We start from the raw sequence: 16,620 nt of genomic DNA, 5'->3' as shown, positions 1-16,620 counted from the left end.
ACCATCTGCAATTTGCGCCGATAAGGCGCCATCTGTTTTTTTCCAAGACCGACAAGATCTTTGCTGCGAAAGCGAACGGAGCCGGCCGTTGGGCTATAGACTTGGAGAATCGCGCGGGCCGCTGTCGACTTTCCGCAGCCTGATTCGCCGACAAGACCTAGGGTTTCGCCTTCGTCGATATCGAAACTGATGCCGTCAACAGCCTTTACCGATCCTACCTGGCGCTTGACAACGATGCCCCTGCGCACGGGAAAATGCATCTTGAGGTTGCTGACTTGTACAAGCGGCTGCATGAAACCTCTCCTGTTAGATTGTTCTGATTTCCACCTACCCGACTTCGCGAGTCACGTTTTCTGTAGGCGAGTCGAGTGAAACGTCGAAATGGCAGGCGGTCTTGTGGCTAGGCGCAACGCACCGCAGCGCTGGGGCCTCCTCGCGGCAGACTGGTTTTGAGAAGTCGCAGCGCGGCGCAAATGCGCAACCTGGAATCGGCTTGTCCATGTCTGGTGGCGTCCCACGGATCGGCACGAGTCGTTGCTTTCGGTCATCGTCAACGCGCGGCACTGAACGCAGTAAGCCGATCGTATAGGGCATGCGCGGCCGTTCAAAGATCTCGTCGGTCGGTCCACTCTCGACCATCCGGCCACCATACATGACGTTGACCCGGTCCGCGACGCCCGCAACGACACCAAGATCGTGAGTTATTATTATGACTGCCATGTCCAGTTCTTGCTGGAGGCGTTTTATCAGTTCGAGGATCTGCGCCTGGATAGTAACGTCCAGCGCGGTTGTGGGTTCGTCTGCGATCAACACCCGTGGATTGCAGGTCAGTGCGATCGCAATCATCACGCGTTGTCGCATTCCTCCTGAAAACTGGTGTGGATATTCGTCGATGCGCCGGTGCGGCTCGGGAATGCCGACCATCTCCATCAACTCGATCGCGTGATTGTGAGCTTGTCGACTGTTCATATCCATGTGAAGTTTGAGCGATTCGGTGATCTGGCGGCCGACTGGAACCACCGGATTGAGCGACGTCATCGGGTCCTGAAAAATCATTGCGATATCTTTGCTACGCACCCGACGCATCTCTCGCTCGCTCATGGCTAGTAGATCCCGGCCTTCGAGTTTGATTTCACCGCCCGCGATGAAGCCTGCAGGCCTCGGCAGCAGGCGCATGATCGACAGAGAAGTGACTGATTTTCCCGAACCCGACTCCCCCACAATCCCAAGCGTTTCGCCCCGGTCGAGGCAGAAAGACACGCCGTTGACGGCCCTTACGAGACCGCCTCCGGGCGTATGGAAATGCGTTTGCAGGTTCCGGACTTCAAGAAGGTGCGACATCGGTCACTCCACCCGATATGCAAGATAGGCAATCTTGTCACCAGATCCCGCCGCCTGATTACCTTGGAGCGGAAATGCGATTACGATGCCGTCCTCGGGTGCAGTGATGCGCTCTGTTTCGCATCCCCAATAGTCGCACAGTACCGCCAACGTGTCGCCGCGCGAAACGACCGCGCCACATTCCTGCTCGAAAAAGCAGAAGCCACCGCTGGTTGCCGCTATTGACCGATAGGTGCGGACTTCATCGAAGCCGCCTTCTACCTTAATGGGCTGGACATCGCCATCCAACATGCCTAGGTGCCTAAGCACGTTCAGTACGCCGGTGACACCTGTCTGGATCGACGTGTCATCAAAACGACGCGAGAACAGAAACTCCGGGGTGATCGTCGGCTTGCCCTGCTCCAGGCAATATCCGGACAACGTTCCGGAATAGGCCGTATTCGCGAGAACTACAGGATAGCCGAACGCTTTGGCGATCTCAATGGATTGACGGCGTGTCTCGGCATCCCCCTCCTCGCCAATAATTGTGAACAGCAGGGAGGGCGGGTTGCACGAATGGCAGTCTATCACGACATCGGCGCGGTCCAGCAACTCGCGCGAGACGACGCGGGCCACTTGGTGCGTCAGGGAACCGCCCGGAGCACCGGGAAACACCCGGTTCATGTCCAACGAGTCCTGTGGGGTGAACCGGCTTGATGCGAGAAACGCCCATGGATTGACCTGGGGTGCAAGAACTAGCGTCCCTGCCATATCGGTCGGATCAACCTTGTCCTTGAGTTGGCGGCAAACTTCGACGGTCCCAATTTCGATGCCGTGCAAGCCACCCTCGACCAAAACCACCGGCCCTGGTCGGGCGCCGTTCACGATACAAATCGGGATCGTGACCGTGCGGGAATCCATACCGACCGCTACGTTTAGATCGCCGGTAGATGTTTCACCCGGATCGGCACGCGCGGTGCCGATCTCAAAGGTGGTTTCTGATTGATCATCCATCATGCGATCTCGTCGAATTCAATCTTACCGCCCTTCATCACGAAGGTGACATTTCGAAGATTTCCGAGATCGGCGATTGGATCACCATCAAGGGCGATGATATCCGCCAGCTTACCCGTTTCCAAAGTCCCCACCTTATCTTCCAAGCCACAGAGTTCGGCACCCTTAATCGTGCAGATCTGAATGGCTTCCATTGGCGTCCAACCGGCTTCGACCAGCGCCTTGGCCTCCACGTCCATACGTCCGTGGTAGGTATCCGTTCCGACGGCGATCTTCGCACCGTACTGCTTTGCCCACTTGCGGACGTTCAGGCTCTTGGCCTGTGCGGCAGACGCCTTTGCCACGAAGTGCGGCGGTGCATTCGGGCTTTCCATTGCCGCCTGACCAACACCCGTTGTGAAGACCAGCCAAGTGTCGGATCCCGCGACAAGCTTCACGTCCTCTTCGGTGTAGAGAATGCCATGTTCAACCGAATGCACTCCTGCGTCGATACAGACCTTCAGAGCCGGGCCGCCATGCAGGTGTGCTGCAACCTTGCGTCCGTTTCGGCGTGCCTCGTCCACACAAGCGATAATCTCCTCGTCCGAGAACTCCTGGGAATCCGGGAGTGATCCTTTGGTCGACATGCCCCCGCTGGCCATGATCTTGATAAGATCGACGCCTCGCTTGAGTTGCTCACGAACAGCTTTGCGCATGTCACCCACGCCATCGGCCTCACGACCCAGAAAATGCGCGTGGCCGCCAGTACGAATGATTGGGTGACCACTAATTAGCAGGCGGGGACCCTGAATCAGGCCGGCCTCAATACAGCGTTTTGCATCGACATCGATGAAGTAACGTTCACCAACATCCCGCATCGTGGTTATGCCTGCTCTGAGAATGGCTTTGGCGTTCCACATCGCTTTCATGGCGAGGTAGGGAACCGTTTCGGAGCACTGCGCCTCTTCGTCACCGATATCCACAATCAGATGCTCGTGGCTGTCGATCAGGCCCGGCATGACTGTGCGGTCAGACAGATCGATAACTTCAGCGCCTGACGGCACCTCTTTCGCCTCTATGATCGATTTGATCTTGTCGTCATCAACGACAATGGCCTTCCCTTTTGCAGGCTCTGCGCCGGTCGCGTCAATCAGGGTGCCGCAGATAACATACTTGGTCATTTTTTCCTCGATTTTAGTGGGTTGTGAAGTTTGTTCAGGTCATGCAGGGCTGAGCACCTGCATGCCTGGGCTACGCTACGGTTTGGGTTGGACGCCGGAGACAATGATGTACTCATCCAGCCTCGGCACGAAGCCTTCGTATTTTGCACTGATGCCAATCAGTTGAGGCTCATAGTAGAGAGGCAATGCTCCACCGAATTCCTTTCTCTGCAGTGCCTGGCCTTCACGGAACAATGCAGCCGCTTTCTCGTCGTCAAGTTCGACAGTTGCTGTGGCGATTAACCTGTCCATCTCGTCGTTTGCGTAGCCATGTCTGGCGGTTGGCGAGTAGAAGATGGCCCCCCAGTGCTTGTGCGGACTGACCGTGAAGTCGGTCTGACCGATGAAGGCAAGATCATAGGCCGGCTCGTAGTACTTCGGGATGTATGACGAGAAAGCCAGCGTCTCGACGGTAACGTTGATCCCGACTGCCTGAAGCATGCCGCCGATGGCTTCGGTTACCTGCTTGTCCATTGAGTAACGGCCGATCGGGCCGCCAACTTTGATGACTTCGCCGTTGTAGCCGACCTCTTCGAGTAGTTCTCTTGCGCGCACTGGGTCGTAGCCATAGGCGGGAAGGCTGGCATCATAGCCGATGGTGCCTGGGGGAGAGATCGAGTTGGCAACCTTCGTTGTGCCGGCGAGCAGATTGTCGACAATCCCCTTGCGATCAATGGCCAGAGAAAGTGCTTCTCGAAATTTTTTATTTTGAATCAGACGGTTGTTATGATTCAATACCATGTAGTCGACGCGCAGGGTCGGGGTGAAGACAACGTCGATTTCTTCGTTTTCACGCAGTGACGAAAGTTTGTCTGGCGGCAGGTTTTCGGCGATTTGAGCCTCGCCGGACTCAAGCGCAGCGAGCCGGGTCGAGGTTTCGGGCATAATCCGAAAGGTGATCTTGTCGGCTTTCCCAGGCTCACCCCAGTAATCCGGGTTCCGTTCGAGCACGACCTGTCCGCTGGGAACATAGGACACGATCTCATAGGGGCCGGTCCCAATCGGGTTCTTCTCGAAGTCCGGGGATTTTGCAGCTTCGGGCGCGACGATTGGCACTTGTGCGAGAACATTGACCAGGCCTCGTGTTGGGCTGGTAGTTCTCAATATCAACACATACTCGGATTTCACCTCGACTTCGGTGATATCTCGGACCCAGAGCTTCAGATTGGTGACGAAATCCTCTGCCTGGATGCTGCTAATTGTATAGGCAACCGCTTCCGCGTTGAACGGTTCGCCGTTATGGAACGTGATATCTTCGCGAAGCTTGACCTCAAGTTCCGTCGGGCTGATCTGTTCCCACGATTCGGCAAGCACTGGGGTCAGTACGACATTGCCATCCTTTTCGGTGCGGAACGCGATGGGCTCAAAAACATGGGCATTCATGGTGTAACCCTGAGCAACCCAGGTCTTGCGGGGGTCGAGCGTAGTGGGATCGGCCCCGGATGCGACCGTTAATTCGAAGGCTTGGGCCGGCATTGCCGATCCCACCAGCGCGGTACCCATCAAAGCTGTGCTGAGCACCAAGCTACTGGCGAGCGTCAGCGTTCGCAGAGGTTTCATTTGCATCGTCTTCTCCCTTGGCTGAATTGGTCATTATAATTTGGCAGCGTCGACAAATACGCCGCCGGGGTTGTCAAAGCCCTTCGCGTGCCTCTACCGGAATTGCTTCGGCGCAGATTTCTCCTGCATGGGTCGGAAAGTAGTTGCAGCGCAGTGCTGCAATATAGGAATCCTCATAGGGATTTGGGATCTCCTCGACTGTTTCGCCGTGGAGATTGATAAGCCGGCCAATCATCCTGCCCTTGGGGAGAATATCGCCGACCTTGCACTCAGGTACGAATAGGCCGCCCTCACGGTTGTGGATGAAACTACCGCCGCTGATGATCGTGTAACCGTCGCGCACTGGTGCGTTGCCAGATAGATTCCCGGTCGCCTGCAGGAAACCGTTTATAGAAACGAGGTAGTCGTCGAGATGTTTTTGGGTGAAAGTTCCGCCGCCGCATTCTACTGTAACTGAAGGGATGTTGTGACGAAGCGCTTCAGCCGTCACCGTTCCGCCCATGCCCTGAGCTTCCGGCACCCGCCAGATCGTCTCGACACCGACGCGCTTCGCCAGATCTTTTGATCTTGTTGCGTTTTGTGTGCCGTCGTCCTTGTAGATCACGTAGAAAGGAACCTCGGCACCAATGCCTCCACTATGCAGGTCGATCAAGAAATCGGCATGCTTCTCCAAATGCTCGCCGATGACGGCCGCAAGTTGAACGCTGTGGCTTCCCGCCAGATCGCCGGGAAAAATCCGGTTCAAGTTTTGGCCGTCGATAGACGAAACCCGAGAGCGGAAGTTGAAGGATGCCGGATTGGCAACCGGAATACCGATGATCGTGCCACTCAGCGTGCTGAGATCAAGGTTCCGCATGAATTGAATGATTGAGGCCGCACCCCCGTATTCCTCACCGTGAATACAGCCCTCAAGCCACACGATCGGGCCGTCCTTGCGGCCACATGCGATGAAAACGGGCAGTTCGATTGGAGATCCATCCGCCATACTGCCGACGCGCAGTTCGCCGCGCTCCAGCTTGCCTGCCTTTGCTTCAACATTTCCGACTTTGATCGACATTCTTGATCTCCAAGCTGTTAGATTCGTTCCCCAGCGGGCCGATCTCCTTGACCGCGGTATGCGGATCAGGGGTCGCCGGTGGGCCGTTTCGAGGGGAAAAGAAGCGTATCCTGCGCTTCCGTGTCGGCGAAGAAGCGCGCATTGTTGGATCGAGCAGGTCGCGAAGACCATCACCAAGCAGGTTGAAGCTGAGCGCCGCGAGCATGATGGCGACGCCCGGAAACACTGACAGCCACCAAGCGTCACGCACGTATTCACGCCCATCGGCTAGCATGGTGCCCCATGTGGGGATGTTGCTCGGTACGCCGAGGCCCAGGAAACTCAGCGAGGATTCCGCAATAATTAGCGCTGCGACCTGAAACGATGCAACGACGAGGAAGGACGAGAAGATATTGGGCAGGATGTGACGGAAAATAATTCGCCTATCGGGAATTCCCAGAACGCGTGCGGCTTCGATGAATTCACGGTTTCGCAGCTGTAATACATCGCCACGCACGACTTTAGCGTAAACAATCCAGCTCGTTATGGCGAGAACGAGGATCACGTTTATCACACTGGGACCGAGAATCGTCACGAGGGCCAGAGCCAGCAGCATGAAGGGAAACGCGAGTTGCATATCGGTGAAACGCATGATGACTGCGTCTACTTTCCCGCCGTAGTAACCCGAGATCAAACCGAGAACGAGGCCGACTGCCCCACCGAAAGCGACGGCCAAGGTGCCGACGGCGAGCGAGAGGCGGGATCCGTAGATCAGACGAGCCAATACGTCGCGTCCTAAATGATCGGTCCCTGCCAGATACATGTGGCCGCTGGCGTCCACCCATCCGGGCGGTTTCAGGCGGGCAGACAGACTTTGCGCCTCGACGCTGCCTTGCGTCAGCCATGGAGCTAGCAATGCGGTCACAATCAATGCGGTCAGGACGACGGTAGCAAAAGCAAACATCGGTCTTGCGTGTAGGATCTTGAGGAACGTCATGCGCCTGCTCTCAACCGTAGCTTACTCGTGGATCGAGAAGGACATAGATGATGTCTACGATCAGGTTTGTTATCACAAAGACCAGTGCTGAGATGACAACCATCGCCTGCACCACCGGGTAGTCGCGCGCACCGATGGAATTGACCAACAAGTTGCCGGCGCCGGGCCATGCAAAGACGGTTTCAGTAATGATAGCGCCGCCAAGCAACGTGCCGATCTGGAGTCCCAAGACGGTCACGACGGGCGCAAATGCATTGCGCAGCGCGTGCCCGAAAATAACGGACCATTCGGAAAGTCCCTTGGCGCGGGCAGTCCGGATGTAATCCTGGCGCATCACTTCCAACATGCTCGAACGCATGATGCGCGATACCAAAGCGACCTGTGCGGCAGCTAGAGTTATTGCTGGCAAAACGAGATGGCTCAAATCGCCGCGACCTGAGGTGGGCAGCCAGCGAAAGTGCACCGAAAACACAAGGATGAGCATGATACCAAGCCAGAAGACAGGAACCGACTGTCCAACCAGGGCAAAACCACTGAGCATATTGTCGACCCAACTGCCTTTGCGGACTGCAGCATAGGCTCCCAGTGGAACCGAGATAGTCACGGTCAAAACAAGGGCAGCGCCTGCGAGTTCAAATGTTGCCGGCAGGTAGGACAGAACGAGTCCCAACGCCGGAACCTGGTTGCGATAAGACATACCGAAGTCGCCTGTCGCGATCTGCTTCGCGAAAATGGCAAGTTGGGTCCAGATCGATTTGTCGACTCCCAGAGACGACCTCATGCGTTCGATTTCTTCGGGCGTCGCAAGGTCGGACAACATCATCATCGCCGGATCTCCCGGCACGATGCGTAGAATGACGAAGGAGATCAGCAATGCGCCGAGAAGGACGATGAGGGACTGGGCGAAGCGGCGAAAGATGTATTGTGTCACGGGCTCCAGCCTCGACTAGCCTTTGAACGTGAGAGACGACAGGTGCCGCAACACGTTGTGAAGTTCATATATCGTTCATTGAACGCGTACAGCATTCGATATATTGAACATAAGGCGGAGGGATGCGTCACGTCAAGGAATTCCTTTGCTTTGGGATTACTGTGTGGGAAGGTAGTTCAGTATAATGAAGCTCTTGACCGCCGGTCGATGCTTAGACGTCAGGCCGTTCTGGGTCACTTTAGATCGACCTGAGGAAGCTGAGGAAAAACAATGGCAAGAAATGATGATGCCGAGGATAAGGATAGTGTGCCACATGCGGGAGATCCCAGTGCTAGTGTTGGATCTCGAATTAAGCATCTGAGACAAAAGAAAAAATTGTCAATTCAGACTCTGTCACGCCTCGCCGGCGTTTCCGCGGGGATGCTTAGTCAGGTCGAACGGGATCTGGCAAACCCGTCGCTTAAGCTGTTGACAAAGATCCAAGTCGCCCTTGGCACGTCCGCAGGCTCTCTGTTTCCAGGCGAGAACGACGTGGCGGAAGGCGTTCCGGACCCGATTTTCGTACGACGCAAGGGCAAGCGACCGTTCTGCGAACTGGATTATCTAACCAAGGAGTTGCTTTCCGATGGCGCCGCGCAGAGGCTCGAATTGATGCTGCTCCACCTGCCACCGAATGGTTCTTCAGGACCAACGCCCCTGACCTCTCCTGCCGAAAAAGGCGGTCTGGTGCTGGAGGGGACAATTTCGATGAGTGTCGACGGCGTAGAGGCCAGTCTCACGGAGGGAGACAGTTTTACCTTCGATGGACGCTTGCCTCACGCATTTCGCAACATCGGCGGAGCCCCGGCTCAAATTTTGTGGGTCGTCAGCAATTTCCCAATGGAACGCCACCTTTGAAGAGCGCTCGTCAACGGGCAATATCGGATGGGCCAGGCGTTGACATATAACTCGATCGCTACTCAAATTATTAGCATCGCAGATGAAATTAAACTCCCTCTGGGGGACGTTACCCAGTTCATCCCATTAGGTTGCCGGCGCAGCAAACGGTACGTTCCAAACCTTTTACAAAATGTGCCTCGTGTAAAGAGTTGTTGCCGCTCTGCTCCGCGAGGTAGCTTGTTTCCAGGGCTTCGCGGAACGGAGGACGGGCATGCTCAGGCGGCAAATTGTCAAGAGTGACGACGACCACGCGGCCGATGCCCATGAGCGCGGCCGCGACTATCTCGGCCCGGTGCAGATCGACCGGCTGCTCGCCGCTGCCCGCAAGGGCCGGCACGGAATCCGCGACCATCTGCTGATCCTGATGATGTTCCGGCACGGGCTGCGCGTCTCCGAGGCCATCGCCCTGCGCCGCGCCGACGCCGACCTCGCGCAGGCCCGGCTCTGGGTCGCGCGGCTGAAGAACGGGCTGAGCGTCGAGCATCCGGTCGCGGGGGACGAGCTGCGCGCCCTGCGTCGCTGGCTGGCCGCGCGCGATGACGCCCTGCCCTGGCTGTTCGTTTCCGAACGCCGGCAGCCACTGACCCGGCAGGCGGTGAACTACATCATCGGCGCGGCCGCGAAACGTGCGGGGATCGGTCCTGTTCATCCGCACATGCTGCGGCATTCCTGCGGCTTTGCGCTGGCCAATCGCGGCTACGACCTGCGGCTGATCCAGGATTACCTCGGACACCGCGATCCCCGGCACACAGCGCATTACACGCGTACCGCCGCCAGCCGGTTCGACGGGTTGTGGTAAGGAAAACGCCGCCCGGCCTGCGGGTCACTCCAAGGCGCGCCGCACGGCGTCCGGATCCTTCTCGATCACGCGCAGGAGTATCGCCGCCGGTCCGCTGATATTGTGCGGATCCTGTTCCCATTCACGGTAGTCCGACAGGCTCATGCCCATCAACAGTGCCACCTGCTCCTGGGACAGGGCGGTTTTCTTGCGAACCTGTTGGGGATCGATCGGGTGGTGGATCGTCGCAGGCCCCTGCCCTTTCGCATGGGCCACGGCTTCCGCCAGGGATTGGAGCAGTTCGGCGCCGAAGGTTTGCATCGTGTCCCCTTTTCAGGCCTGTTTCCGTTTGGCAGCGAGCGTAACAATTGCTGCGCCACACCGGTTTTGCTCTGCAGGATCTTACCTTGTTGCCCGATCCAAGACCTCTTCGGCCCATTGGTTCAGGCTTTTGCCTGACAGTTCGGCTGCGAGCGCCGCCTTGCGATGGACCTCCGGATCGACACGAAACATGACCTGACCGGAAAAGGCTTTCTGCGGTTCCTTTCCGACCTTTGTGCAGGTCTCGATATAGTCTTCAACCGCTTCGTGAAATGCGTCCCGCAAACCTTCAACCGTGTCCGCGTGGAATCCAATGCCATCGCGGATGCCAGCGATGCGCCCTGTGAAAATTCCATCCTCGTCATCATATTCGATGCGAGCCGAGTATCCCTTGTAGGTCATGGAGTTGGTCATGGCGTTACTCCGATCCGTTCCAGAAACGCGCGGGCGGCGCGCACCTGATAGCGCTTGGCCTCCTTGGCAGGGTGCGGACGGTGAAACGTCTCGACCTCGCCATCCTTCTCGAACCGCACCCGCGAGCCGCGCCCTTCGATGACTTGAGCGCCAGCGGCAACGAGAAGACGCTCGACCGCCGACCATTCGATTGTTCCTGACACCGGGTCTGTGAAGACAGCGGCCAACGTTTTGCGGTGCTTGCTGTTCATCAGGTTACATAACGAACGCTAGCGTTTTTTGCAAGCGCTCTTCCGTCGATATGGATAATTGGTTTGGTCGTTTCAATCTGTCTTGTAGAAATCCCACATTCGCTCGATAAGCTGGCCTTGGGTAATGCCCAACCGCTCAGCCTCGGAGGCAATGGCCTCCCCTACCCTCGGAAACACCTTCGGATGCAATTGGTAGGTCCGCGGACTCGGTTTGCGACCCGGCTTCTTGCGCGGGGTCCGATCAAGAAACCCCCTCGCCTCTCCAACCTCATCTACGCGCCGGACCTCTTCGACAGTCGTATCCTTCGGGCGCGCCTTCAGGCCCGCCAGTCTATTTGAGCCGTTCATAGACAGCCTCCGTGAAGCTCTGGGCGTTCTGCAGGGCCTTATCGACCTTACCGCCCGTCATCATGTCGGGGTCGTTCATCATCGCGGTCAGATCACCGCCGTAGGCGAAAAGTTCGGAGAACGCCGCACGGGCGACCAAGGAGGGCTCGATCACGTCGATCCGTGCCCCGCTCAGTTGCTGCTCCAGCTCTTTCTGGACCCGGCTTTTCACTGCTGCGCTGGTCTTAGTCAGGACAACCGCGTGACGGATCGAACGGCCGAGCGCTTCTTCTTCCTCCCGCACCAGCGCCAACGCCTCGGAGCCGATTTCTGCGTCGAGTGCCGTCGGCTGCATCGGAACGATCACCAGGTCGGCCTGCGAGATTGCGCGGCTGACGAGCTGCGATGCCACCCCTTCCAAATCCACGATGACGATCCTTCCGTCGCCATCGGCAGAGCGGATGGTTGGGACGATCTCCGATCGGCCGATATCACCCTTGAGCGTAACGCCTTCCGGTGTGCCGTGAGACGCCCACCTGGTCAGGGATTTGTTCGGGTCGCAATCCAGAACCGTGACCTCTGCTCCCATACGAGCGAACTCGGAGGCGAGAAGAACGGCGCATGTAGATTTCCCTACCCCACCCTTGGGACTGGCCATGACGATGACGGGCATTGCTCGATCCTGCCACTTTTGTTGTTACCGGATTTATATCTTGCACCGGTTACTTTTCCAACACCGGATTAAAACCGCACACCGGATTTGTTTCCTGTACCGGTTTTCTATCTCACGGCCTGCCGCGCTTCTCGAACCATTTGCGGCAGAAACCGATGAAGGCGCGATCGGTATCCCGTGGCGGCTCGATGATCCAGTCCCGCCATTCGCGTTCGAGGTGGTAGATATCCCAGCCCGGCGCGACCTCACGCGCATACTCGTATGTCTCGGACTTCAGCGGCGGAACGCGGCCTTCCACGAGCGGGGCAGGGGCCATCGAACCGCGATTGGTGAAGATGACCATGTCCGCCGCTTCGTCGAAATCGACTTCGTAGTCGGGCAGGTGGTCGTGCTTCGCCAGTTCCTTGATCATCTGCCGGAACCGCTTCTCCGGGCTCTGCGACCCGCTCTTGAGCAGGAGTTTGGCCAAGGTGATCTTCCAGGTCTTCTGCTGTCCGCAATGCTTTCGCGCCAGTTCGTAAACCCGTCGCTCAACCGGTTTGCGCAGGCGAAAGTAGTCGCGGTGAAGCGTCAGAACTTCTTCGTTCCGGATAGCGTTGAAAACCCAGTCGGAGAGCTTGACCTCGCACCAGAGCAAGCGACCGTCCATTCCATGCTTTCGGCGGATCGAGGAAGCGTCGATCAGGCCGAACCCGTCGATCTGTTCCTCATCGCCGGTGACGATGTTGGTGCGGATTCTCGTACCTTCCAGACGATCAAGCGCGTCCAGCAGCGAAAGGTATTCGCGGCCGCTCGTGCCCCGGTTCGTGAAGATCAGGAGCTCACGAGAATTGATTCGGACGCGAGGAGAGACCTGCTCGCCGCGCTTCAGAGCCGCCATCAGCTGGCTGATGCAGAAGATCAGGATATCCTTATCATAGATCGTCGCGAGCCCCTTCACGCTCGGCGTAATCTCCAGCCAATGCTCGCCGTTCTTGTAGCGCTTCACAGAGGTCTCTGGTTTTTTTGACAGCGAGTAGAACGGATGTTCCATGTGCTGCATCACGTCCTTCAAGACCGCGTCGGCCACATCGCAGATGAAGAGATCATGCTGCGGATGACGGTCCGGTAAGAGCGGTGCAAGATTCGTGTTTTCAGTTACCATGCAGCGACATTCGTGTTTTTAGTTACCGGTGTCAAGATTCGTGTTTTTAGTTACCAGGAGCAGGATTTCAGTTACCAAGATTCGTGTTTTTAGTTACCAGCGGACTGACTAAAAACCTGATTCAATTGTGTTAAATGTGATTTTGGAGCTGTGTAACACAGATTCTAACACATATTTAACACCGAGCGGTCCTGCAGCACGGCCCGACCAGACCGCCCACCGCCTGCGTATTCCAGCGTGTTCTTGCTGAGAAAAACGAGTGAGCAGCTGTCTCGCCCCCGCCTGGCCGTCTTTCTCATTTCCTGACGATGACACAGAAGGTGGTTGGGCTATCGGGGTCCACGCTGGTTCGGAATTCAGATCCGATCAGCGTGCAGGGCCATTGCCAGCTCCGGGGCAGGGTGGGGATGGCAAAGCTGGCGAACAAGACACCAGCCAGCAGCGCGCCTGCAAAAGCCACAGGAAGCCCGATCAGGGCCACGCGGGCCAGTTTGCGCCGAGAGGCTTCCGCGGCGCTCACAGCCGCCCTGAGCGCTTCCAGCCCCTGTTCCGAGGCCCGGGCACCGTTGCGGGCGCCATCGGTCGCCGCGCGCTCCGTGGTGGCTCCCAGCTGCGCTACACCCTCTGCCGTACTCCGGCGTACCTGGTTCGGGAGGCCCTTCAACTGCTCCTGGGTGAGCTTCAGCCAGCCGATCAGTGCATCGACGATCTCGATATTGCGTTCGATCCGATCATCGGCCACCCCCATCCGGGCATCCAGCTCATCCAGGATCGCGATGAAGGCCGCGGCGCTGTCGCCGCCATTGCCGGCAATCTCCCGGTGAAAGACATCGCGCAGGCTGTCCCAGGTTTCCGGTTCGGAATCCGTCTCCCGGCTCATGACGGTTTCTCCGCCGGTCCGCCCTTGTCCCTGGCAATCGGAACATCTGCCTCGCTGTCCGGCGCCCCGGTTGTTTCGGCGGCACCCGGATCCGGGGCAGGGGCAGGGGGCGTCCAGTTCTCGAACGCCTTGCGGTCCTGCGCCCGGGAGAGGCCGGTCACCAGCGCCCTCATCAGCCGTGCGGCCTCGGGATCCCGGCCGGCCCTTTCGATCAGGGCGCCGCCGAGGATGATCTTGCGCCTGGCATCGAGCTTGCGCTCCTTCGCGGCCTTCCTGGCGCGGGCGGCCTGCAGTCTTGCCCTGGCCTGTTCGTACTGGCGTTCAAGTTTTTCGAGGGCGGTTTCGGCCATGAAGAGGGGTTCCTTCGGAGAGGGCGGGACGCTACGATGAGGCGGGCTTACCATGAAAGCCGAAAGGATTGAATGGCGCACTTATGCAAACTCTGCAGTCACTTCGTTCGCTCCGAGATTTGCGTGCGATCTCCTTGAGGCACAGCCTCAGCCGATGGCGAACTCCGTCCGGCGCGCCACGCGCCGGAATGAAAGGCCCTCCCGGCCTCTCAAACTCTCCAGGGCCATCTTACGCAGATGGACCGCGTCCCGCATCGCGGCACCCTGAACGGCCCTCAAGCCCCGTGGCCGGGGCTGGATTGCCGGGTGTGCCGCGCTTGCGGGCTGCGCGGAAAGACAGTCGCGGGCCTGTCCTTCCTTGCCGGGTTTGCCCGAGGCAAACCGCCGATGCGTGCCGCCAATCTCCCGCCCCCCACAAGGCTGGGGAGATTGGTGGACCGCATCGGCAGGCCCGTGCCTCAACCATCATGCGGATGGCCTCGGACGGGCTGTCTTTTCCCCTTCGGCCCCAGCGTTGCGGGGCGCGGGTCTCCGGGGAAAAGACGGTCGCGCGCGTGGGCGACGGCTCCGGAACACGATGTTCCGGAGCCCCCGGCTTGCGCCCAACAGGAAGGAGGATGAGGCCGGTTCCGCCGCTTTTCCGTACAGACCAGCCTCATCTCCATTCTGCGCTGACGTCCCGGTTTTTGTCACGGGCCAAAAACCGGTCGCCGGTGAGAGGGTAGGCGCACGTGGCGAGCTACCATCTCAGCGTCAAGACCGTGAAGCGCAGCGCCGGGCGGACCGCGACTGCGGCGGCGGCGTATCGGGCGGGAGAGCGGTTGTCCTGTGCGCGGGAGGGCCGGGTGCATGACTATACCCGCAAGCAGGGCATCGAGGAGAGTTTCATCCTGGCGCCGGCGGATGCGCCGGGCTGGGCGCAGGACCGTGCCGGCCTGTGGAACGCGGCGGAGGCGCGCGAGACCCGCAGGAATTCGGTCACGGCGCGGGAATGGGAGCTGGCCCTGCCGGCGGAGCTGTCAGCCGAAGGGCGTGCGGAGCTGGCGCGCGGCTTCGCCCAGGAGCTGGTCAGCCGCTACGGCATCGCCGCCGACGTGGCGATCCACGCGCCGCATCGCGACGGTGACCAGCGCAACCATCATGCCCATGTCCTGACCACCACCCGTGTTCTGGGGTCGGAGGGGCTGACCGACAAGACGCGCATTCTCGACGCGGCCAGAACCGGCGGGGCCGAGATCGCGGAGATGCGCGGGCTTTGGGCGCAGATGCAGAACGCGGCCCTTGAGCGGGCGGAGATGGAAGCGCGGGTGGATCACCGCTCGCTGGAAGACCAGCGCGAGGCGGCGCTGTCGCGTGGTGACGAGCTCGCGGCCATGGCGCTGGACCGCGATCCGGAGATCAAGCTGGGGCCGGCGGCCAGCGCCATGGAGCGCAAGGCGATGCGGGAGGCCGAACGGGACGGGGTGGCGTACGAACCCGTCACCGAGCGCGGGGGGCAGGTGCACGGGGTGCGCCAGCAGCGCAGCCTCATGGCCGACCTGCTGGAGCGCATGGGCCGGGCGCGGGAAGCCTACGCGCAGGCCCGCGAGGCGGAGGCCGGCCGGCTGAGCGCGGCCACCGAGGCGGCGCGGGCGCTGTTTTCCGGGGCAGGGGCCAGGGACTTCGCCGCCAGCTTCACCCGGGCATACCAAGATCGCGAGGCCGCGCGGCAACGAGCGTTGGAAGAGGAACGGGCGCAAGCCCGCGAAGCAGAGCGGGTGGCGGCGCTGGAGGCCGCGCGCGGCCAGTTCATCGAGCAGGTCGTAGTCGCCTGGCAGGACAGCCGCGAGATCGCGAATCCGGATGTCGCCAAGCAGCGTCAGCGGCAGCTCGTAGGGGAGGTGGAGAAGGCCGCCGAACGGTTTGGCTGCACCTTCGACGATATCGCCGGACCGGCCAACGCCCGCGCAAATGAGATCAGGGACCAGCGCACACGGGAGGCGGAGATCGAACTGGACAGGTTCCGGCACAGGGACAGGAGCGATGGGCTTGGGCTGTGAGGGGGTGTGTTGTTAAGTCTGGTAAAGTCAGGGGTTTCTCCGTTCCCAATGATCCGATGCAAGCCGAAGCCGTAACGGGTTGTCGTGGGGATCGGTGGCACGGTGAATGCTACTTCAAATGAATAATCGGGAATCTGCGTATTCTAGGCGGATGCGCCCAGTGGTTTCTTGAGATACGGTCCTGATCCCTACCAGAATCGGCCCCCACCTAAATTCTCCAGCAAGCTGCGGTGTGATTTAGGCCATATTTGACGAGCGGTGGTTCTTCGACGGCGCATCGTTTCACAGCGATTGGACAGCGCGAGTGAAAGCTGCAGCCTGTTGGTGGGTTCATAGGGCTGGGAAGGTCCCCTTTGAGAATAATGCGCGACCGTTCTCTTTCCCGCTTCGGAGAAGGAACCGGAACGGCGCTGATCAACGCCTTGCTGTATGGATGAAGTGGTTTCC

19 protein-coding genes are annotated in these 16,620 nt (G+C 59.0%); 3 read left to right on the top strand and 16 right to left on the bottom strand.

Translation table 11 applies throughout. The annotated features are described in order from the left end of the window. From C6Y53_RS20880 to C6Y53_RS20845, 8 genes are all read right to left on the bottom strand, one after another. Nucleotides 1-293 (bottom strand): ATP-binding cassette domain-containing protein (locus C6Y53_RS20880; RefSeq protein ID WP_149615841.1); only part of this gene is annotated, 293 nt, incomplete at its 3' end. A gap of 34 nt (nucleotides 294-327) precedes the next feature. Further along, nucleotides 328-1,341 carry an ABC transporter ATP-binding protein gene (locus tag C6Y53_RS20875; RefSeq protein ID WP_149615840.1) on the bottom strand — a complete coding sequence of 338 codons (1,014 nt, stop codon included), beginning with the start codon at nucleotides 1,339-1,341 and terminating at the stop codon, nucleotides 328-330. A 3-nt stretch (nucleotides 1,342-1,344) separates the two neighbouring features. Beyond that, nucleotides 1,345-2,337, bottom strand: a complete 993-nt coding sequence (locus C6Y53_RS20870) for a succinylglutamate desuccinylase/aspartoacylase family protein (RefSeq protein ID WP_149615839.1) — start codon at nucleotides 2,335-2,337, stop codon at nucleotides 1,345-1,347. Further along, on the bottom strand, nucleotides 2,334-3,494 hold the full coding sequence (locus C6Y53_RS20865) for a metal-dependent hydrolase family protein (RefSeq protein ID WP_149615838.1): 1,161 nt from the start codon (nucleotides 3,492-3,494) through the stop codon (nucleotides 2,334-2,336). Before C6Y53_RS20865 ends, C6Y53_RS20870 begins: the two co-directional genes overlap by 4 nt. Nucleotides 3,495-3,569: 75 nt before the next feature. Further along, nucleotides 3,570-5,099 (bottom strand): ABC transporter substrate-binding protein, encoded by a 1,530-nt coding sequence (locus C6Y53_RS20860; protein ID WP_149615837.1) that lies wholly within the window; start codon nucleotides 5,097-5,099, stop codon nucleotides 3,570-3,572. A 67-nt stretch (nucleotides 5,100-5,166) separates the two neighbouring features. After that, entirely contained in the window at nucleotides 5,167-6,150 is a 984-nt protein-coding gene (locus tag C6Y53_RS20855; RefSeq protein WP_211299579.1) for a succinylglutamate desuccinylase/aspartoacylase family protein, read from the bottom strand. Beyond that, nucleotides 6,125-7,126 (bottom strand): ABC transporter permease, encoded by a 1,002-nt coding sequence (locus C6Y53_RS20850; RefSeq protein WP_244615050.1) that lies wholly within the window; start codon nucleotides 7,124-7,126, stop codon nucleotides 6,125-6,127. The genes C6Y53_RS20855 and C6Y53_RS20850 overlap by 26 nt, the downstream gene beginning before the upstream one ends. 10 nt (nucleotides 7,127-7,136) lie before the next feature. After that, the gene (locus C6Y53_RS20845) at nucleotides 7,137-8,057 is read right to left on the bottom strand and encodes an ABC transporter permease (RefSeq protein ID WP_149615835.1); all 921 of its coding nucleotides are present in this window, start codon (nucleotides 8,055-8,057) and stop codon (nucleotides 7,137-7,139) included. 270 nt (nucleotides 8,058-8,327) lie between these two features. Here C6Y53_RS20845 and C6Y53_RS20840 point away from each other — a divergent pair, with 270 nt between their 5' ends. Both C6Y53_RS20840 and C6Y53_RS20835 read left to right on the top strand, forming a co-directional pair. Next, the gene (locus C6Y53_RS20840; protein WP_149615834.1) at nucleotides 8,328-8,954 is read left to right on the top strand and encodes a helix-turn-helix domain-containing protein; all 627 of its coding nucleotides are present in this window, start codon (nucleotides 8,328-8,330) and stop codon (nucleotides 8,952-8,954) included. A gap of 253 nt (nucleotides 8,955-9,207) precedes the next feature. After that, nucleotides 9,208-9,795 (top strand): tyrosine-type recombinase/integrase, encoded by a 588-nt coding sequence (locus tag C6Y53_RS20835; RefSeq protein ID WP_149615833.1) that lies wholly within the window; start codon nucleotides 9,208-9,210, stop codon nucleotides 9,793-9,795. A gap of 24 nt (nucleotides 9,796-9,819) precedes the next feature. Here C6Y53_RS20835 and C6Y53_RS20830 read toward each other — a convergent pair whose 3' ends face one another. The 7 genes from C6Y53_RS20830 to C6Y53_RS20795 form a co-directional block, all read right to left on the bottom strand. Continuing rightward, nucleotides 9,820-10,095, bottom strand: a complete 276-nt coding sequence (locus tag C6Y53_RS20830) for a helix-turn-helix domain-containing protein (RefSeq protein WP_149615832.1) — start codon at nucleotides 10,093-10,095, stop codon at nucleotides 9,820-9,822. 81 nt (nucleotides 10,096-10,176) lie between these two features. Next, the gene (locus tag C6Y53_RS20825) at nucleotides 10,177-10,509 is read right to left on the bottom strand and encodes a type II toxin-antitoxin system HicB family antitoxin (protein WP_149615831.1); all 333 of its coding nucleotides are present in this window, start codon (nucleotides 10,507-10,509) and stop codon (nucleotides 10,177-10,179) included. Continuing rightward, nucleotides 10,506-10,760, bottom strand: coding sequence for a type II toxin-antitoxin system HicA family toxin (locus C6Y53_RS20820; protein ID WP_073145958.1), 255 nt, complete (start codon nucleotides 10,758-10,760; stop codon nucleotides 10,506-10,508). The genes C6Y53_RS20825 and C6Y53_RS20820 overlap by 4 nt, the downstream gene beginning before the upstream one ends. Nucleotides 10,761-11,091: 331 nt before the next feature. Continuing rightward, the gene (locus C6Y53_RS20810) at nucleotides 11,092-11,760 is read right to left on the bottom strand and encodes a ParA family protein (RefSeq protein ID WP_149615829.1); all 669 of its coding nucleotides are present in this window, start codon (nucleotides 11,758-11,760) and stop codon (nucleotides 11,092-11,094) included. 112 nt (nucleotides 11,761-11,872) lie between these two features. Next, on the bottom strand, nucleotides 11,873-12,904 hold the full coding sequence (locus tag C6Y53_RS20805) for a replication initiator protein A (RefSeq protein WP_149615828.1): 1,032 nt from the start codon (nucleotides 12,902-12,904) through the stop codon (nucleotides 11,873-11,875). A 295-nt stretch (nucleotides 12,905-13,199) separates the two neighbouring features. Further along, nucleotides 13,200-13,784 (bottom strand): hypothetical protein, encoded by a 585-nt coding sequence (locus C6Y53_RS20800; RefSeq protein WP_149615827.1) that lies wholly within the window; start codon nucleotides 13,782-13,784, stop codon nucleotides 13,200-13,202. Further along, nucleotides 13,781-14,134 (bottom strand): mobilization protein, encoded by a 354-nt coding sequence (locus C6Y53_RS20795; protein WP_244615049.1) that lies wholly within the window; start codon nucleotides 14,132-14,134, stop codon nucleotides 13,781-13,783. The genes C6Y53_RS20800 and C6Y53_RS20795 overlap by 4 nt, the downstream gene beginning before the upstream one ends. A gap of 731 nt (nucleotides 14,135-14,865) precedes the next feature. On the opposite strand from C6Y53_RS20795, the gene mobQ reads away from it, so the two are divergent. Next, the gene (mobQ, locus tag C6Y53_RS20790) at nucleotides 14,866-16,173 is read left to right on the top strand and encodes a MobQ family relaxase (RefSeq protein ID WP_149615826.1); all 1,308 of its coding nucleotides are present in this window, start codon (nucleotides 14,866-14,868) and stop codon (nucleotides 16,171-16,173) included. 208 nt (nucleotides 16,174-16,381) lie between these two features. Here mobQ and C6Y53_RS20785 read toward each other — a convergent pair whose 3' ends face one another. Continuing rightward, nucleotides 16,382-16,591: an oligopeptide/dipeptide ABC transporter ATP-binding protein gene (locus tag C6Y53_RS20785; RefSeq protein WP_342212790.1), complete on the bottom strand. Its 210-nt coding sequence runs from the start codon at nucleotides 16,589-16,591 to the stop codon at nucleotides 16,382-16,384. Nucleotides 16,592-16,620 lie beyond the last annotated feature (29 nt).

The sequence above is a fragment of the Pukyongiella litopenaei genome (genome assembly GCF_003008555.2).
Classification (GTDB): Bacteria; Pseudomonadota; Alphaproteobacteria; order Rhodobacterales; family Rhodobacteraceae; genus Pukyongiella; species Pukyongiella litopenaei.
This window is presented reverse-complemented; position numbering and strand designations above follow the sequence as displayed.

Excerpts from the sequence above, each read along its gene's own strand:
- C6Y53_RS20875 (WP_149615840.1), bottom strand. The coding sequence starts at position 1,341 with ATGTCGCACCTTCTTGAAGTCCGGAACCTGCAAACGCATTTCCATACG.
- C6Y53_RS20870 (WP_149615839.1), bottom strand. The coding sequence starts at position 2,337 with ATGATGGATGATCAATCAGAAACCACCTTTGAGATCGGCACCGCGCGT.
- C6Y53_RS20865 (WP_149615838.1), bottom strand. The coding sequence starts at position 3,494 with ATGACCAAGTATGTTATCTGCGGCACCCTGATTGACGCGACCGGCGCA.
- C6Y53_RS20860 (WP_149615837.1), bottom strand. The coding sequence starts at position 5,099 with ATGCAAATGAAACCTCTGCGAACGCTGACGCTCGCCAGTAGCTTGGTG.
- C6Y53_RS20855 (WP_211299579.1), bottom strand. The coding sequence starts at position 6,150 with ATGTCGATCAAAGTCGGAAATGTTGAAGCAAAGGCAGGCAAGCTGGAG.
- C6Y53_RS20850 (WP_244615050.1), bottom strand. The coding sequence starts at position 7,126 with ATGACGTTCCTCAAGATCCTACACGCAAGACCGATGTTTGCTTTTGCT.
- C6Y53_RS20840 (WP_149615834.1), top strand. The coding sequence starts at position 8,328 with ATGGCAAGAAATGATGATGCCGAGGATAAGGATAGTGTGCCACATGCG.
- C6Y53_RS20835 (WP_149615833.1), top strand. The coding sequence starts at position 9,208 with ATGCTCAGGCGGCAAATTGTCAAGAGTGACGACGACCACGCGGCCGAT.
- C6Y53_RS20830 (WP_149615832.1), bottom strand. The coding sequence starts at position 10,095 with ATGCAAACCTTCGGCGCCGAACTGCTCCAATCCCTGGCGGAAGCCGTG.
- C6Y53_RS20825 (WP_149615831.1), bottom strand. The coding sequence starts at position 10,509 with ATGACCAACTCCATGACCTACAAGGGATACTCGGCTCGCATCGAATAT.
- C6Y53_RS20820 (WP_073145958.1), bottom strand. The coding sequence starts at position 10,760 with ATGAACAGCAAGCACCGCAAAACGTTGGCCGCTGTCTTCACAGACCCG.
- C6Y53_RS20810 (WP_149615829.1), bottom strand. The coding sequence starts at position 11,760 with ATGCCCGTCATCGTCATGGCCAGTCCCAAGGGTGGGGTAGGGAAATCT.
- C6Y53_RS20805 (WP_149615828.1), bottom strand. The coding sequence starts at position 12,904 with ATGGTAACTGAAAACACGAATCTTGCACCGCTCTTACCGGACCGTCAT.
- C6Y53_RS20800 (WP_149615827.1), bottom strand. The coding sequence starts at position 13,784 with ATGAGCCGGGAGACGGATTCCGAACCGGAAACCTGGGACAGCCTGCGC.
- C6Y53_RS20795 (WP_244615049.1), bottom strand. The coding sequence starts at position 14,134 with ATGGCCGAAACCGCCCTCGAAAAACTTGAACGCCAGTACGAACAGGCC.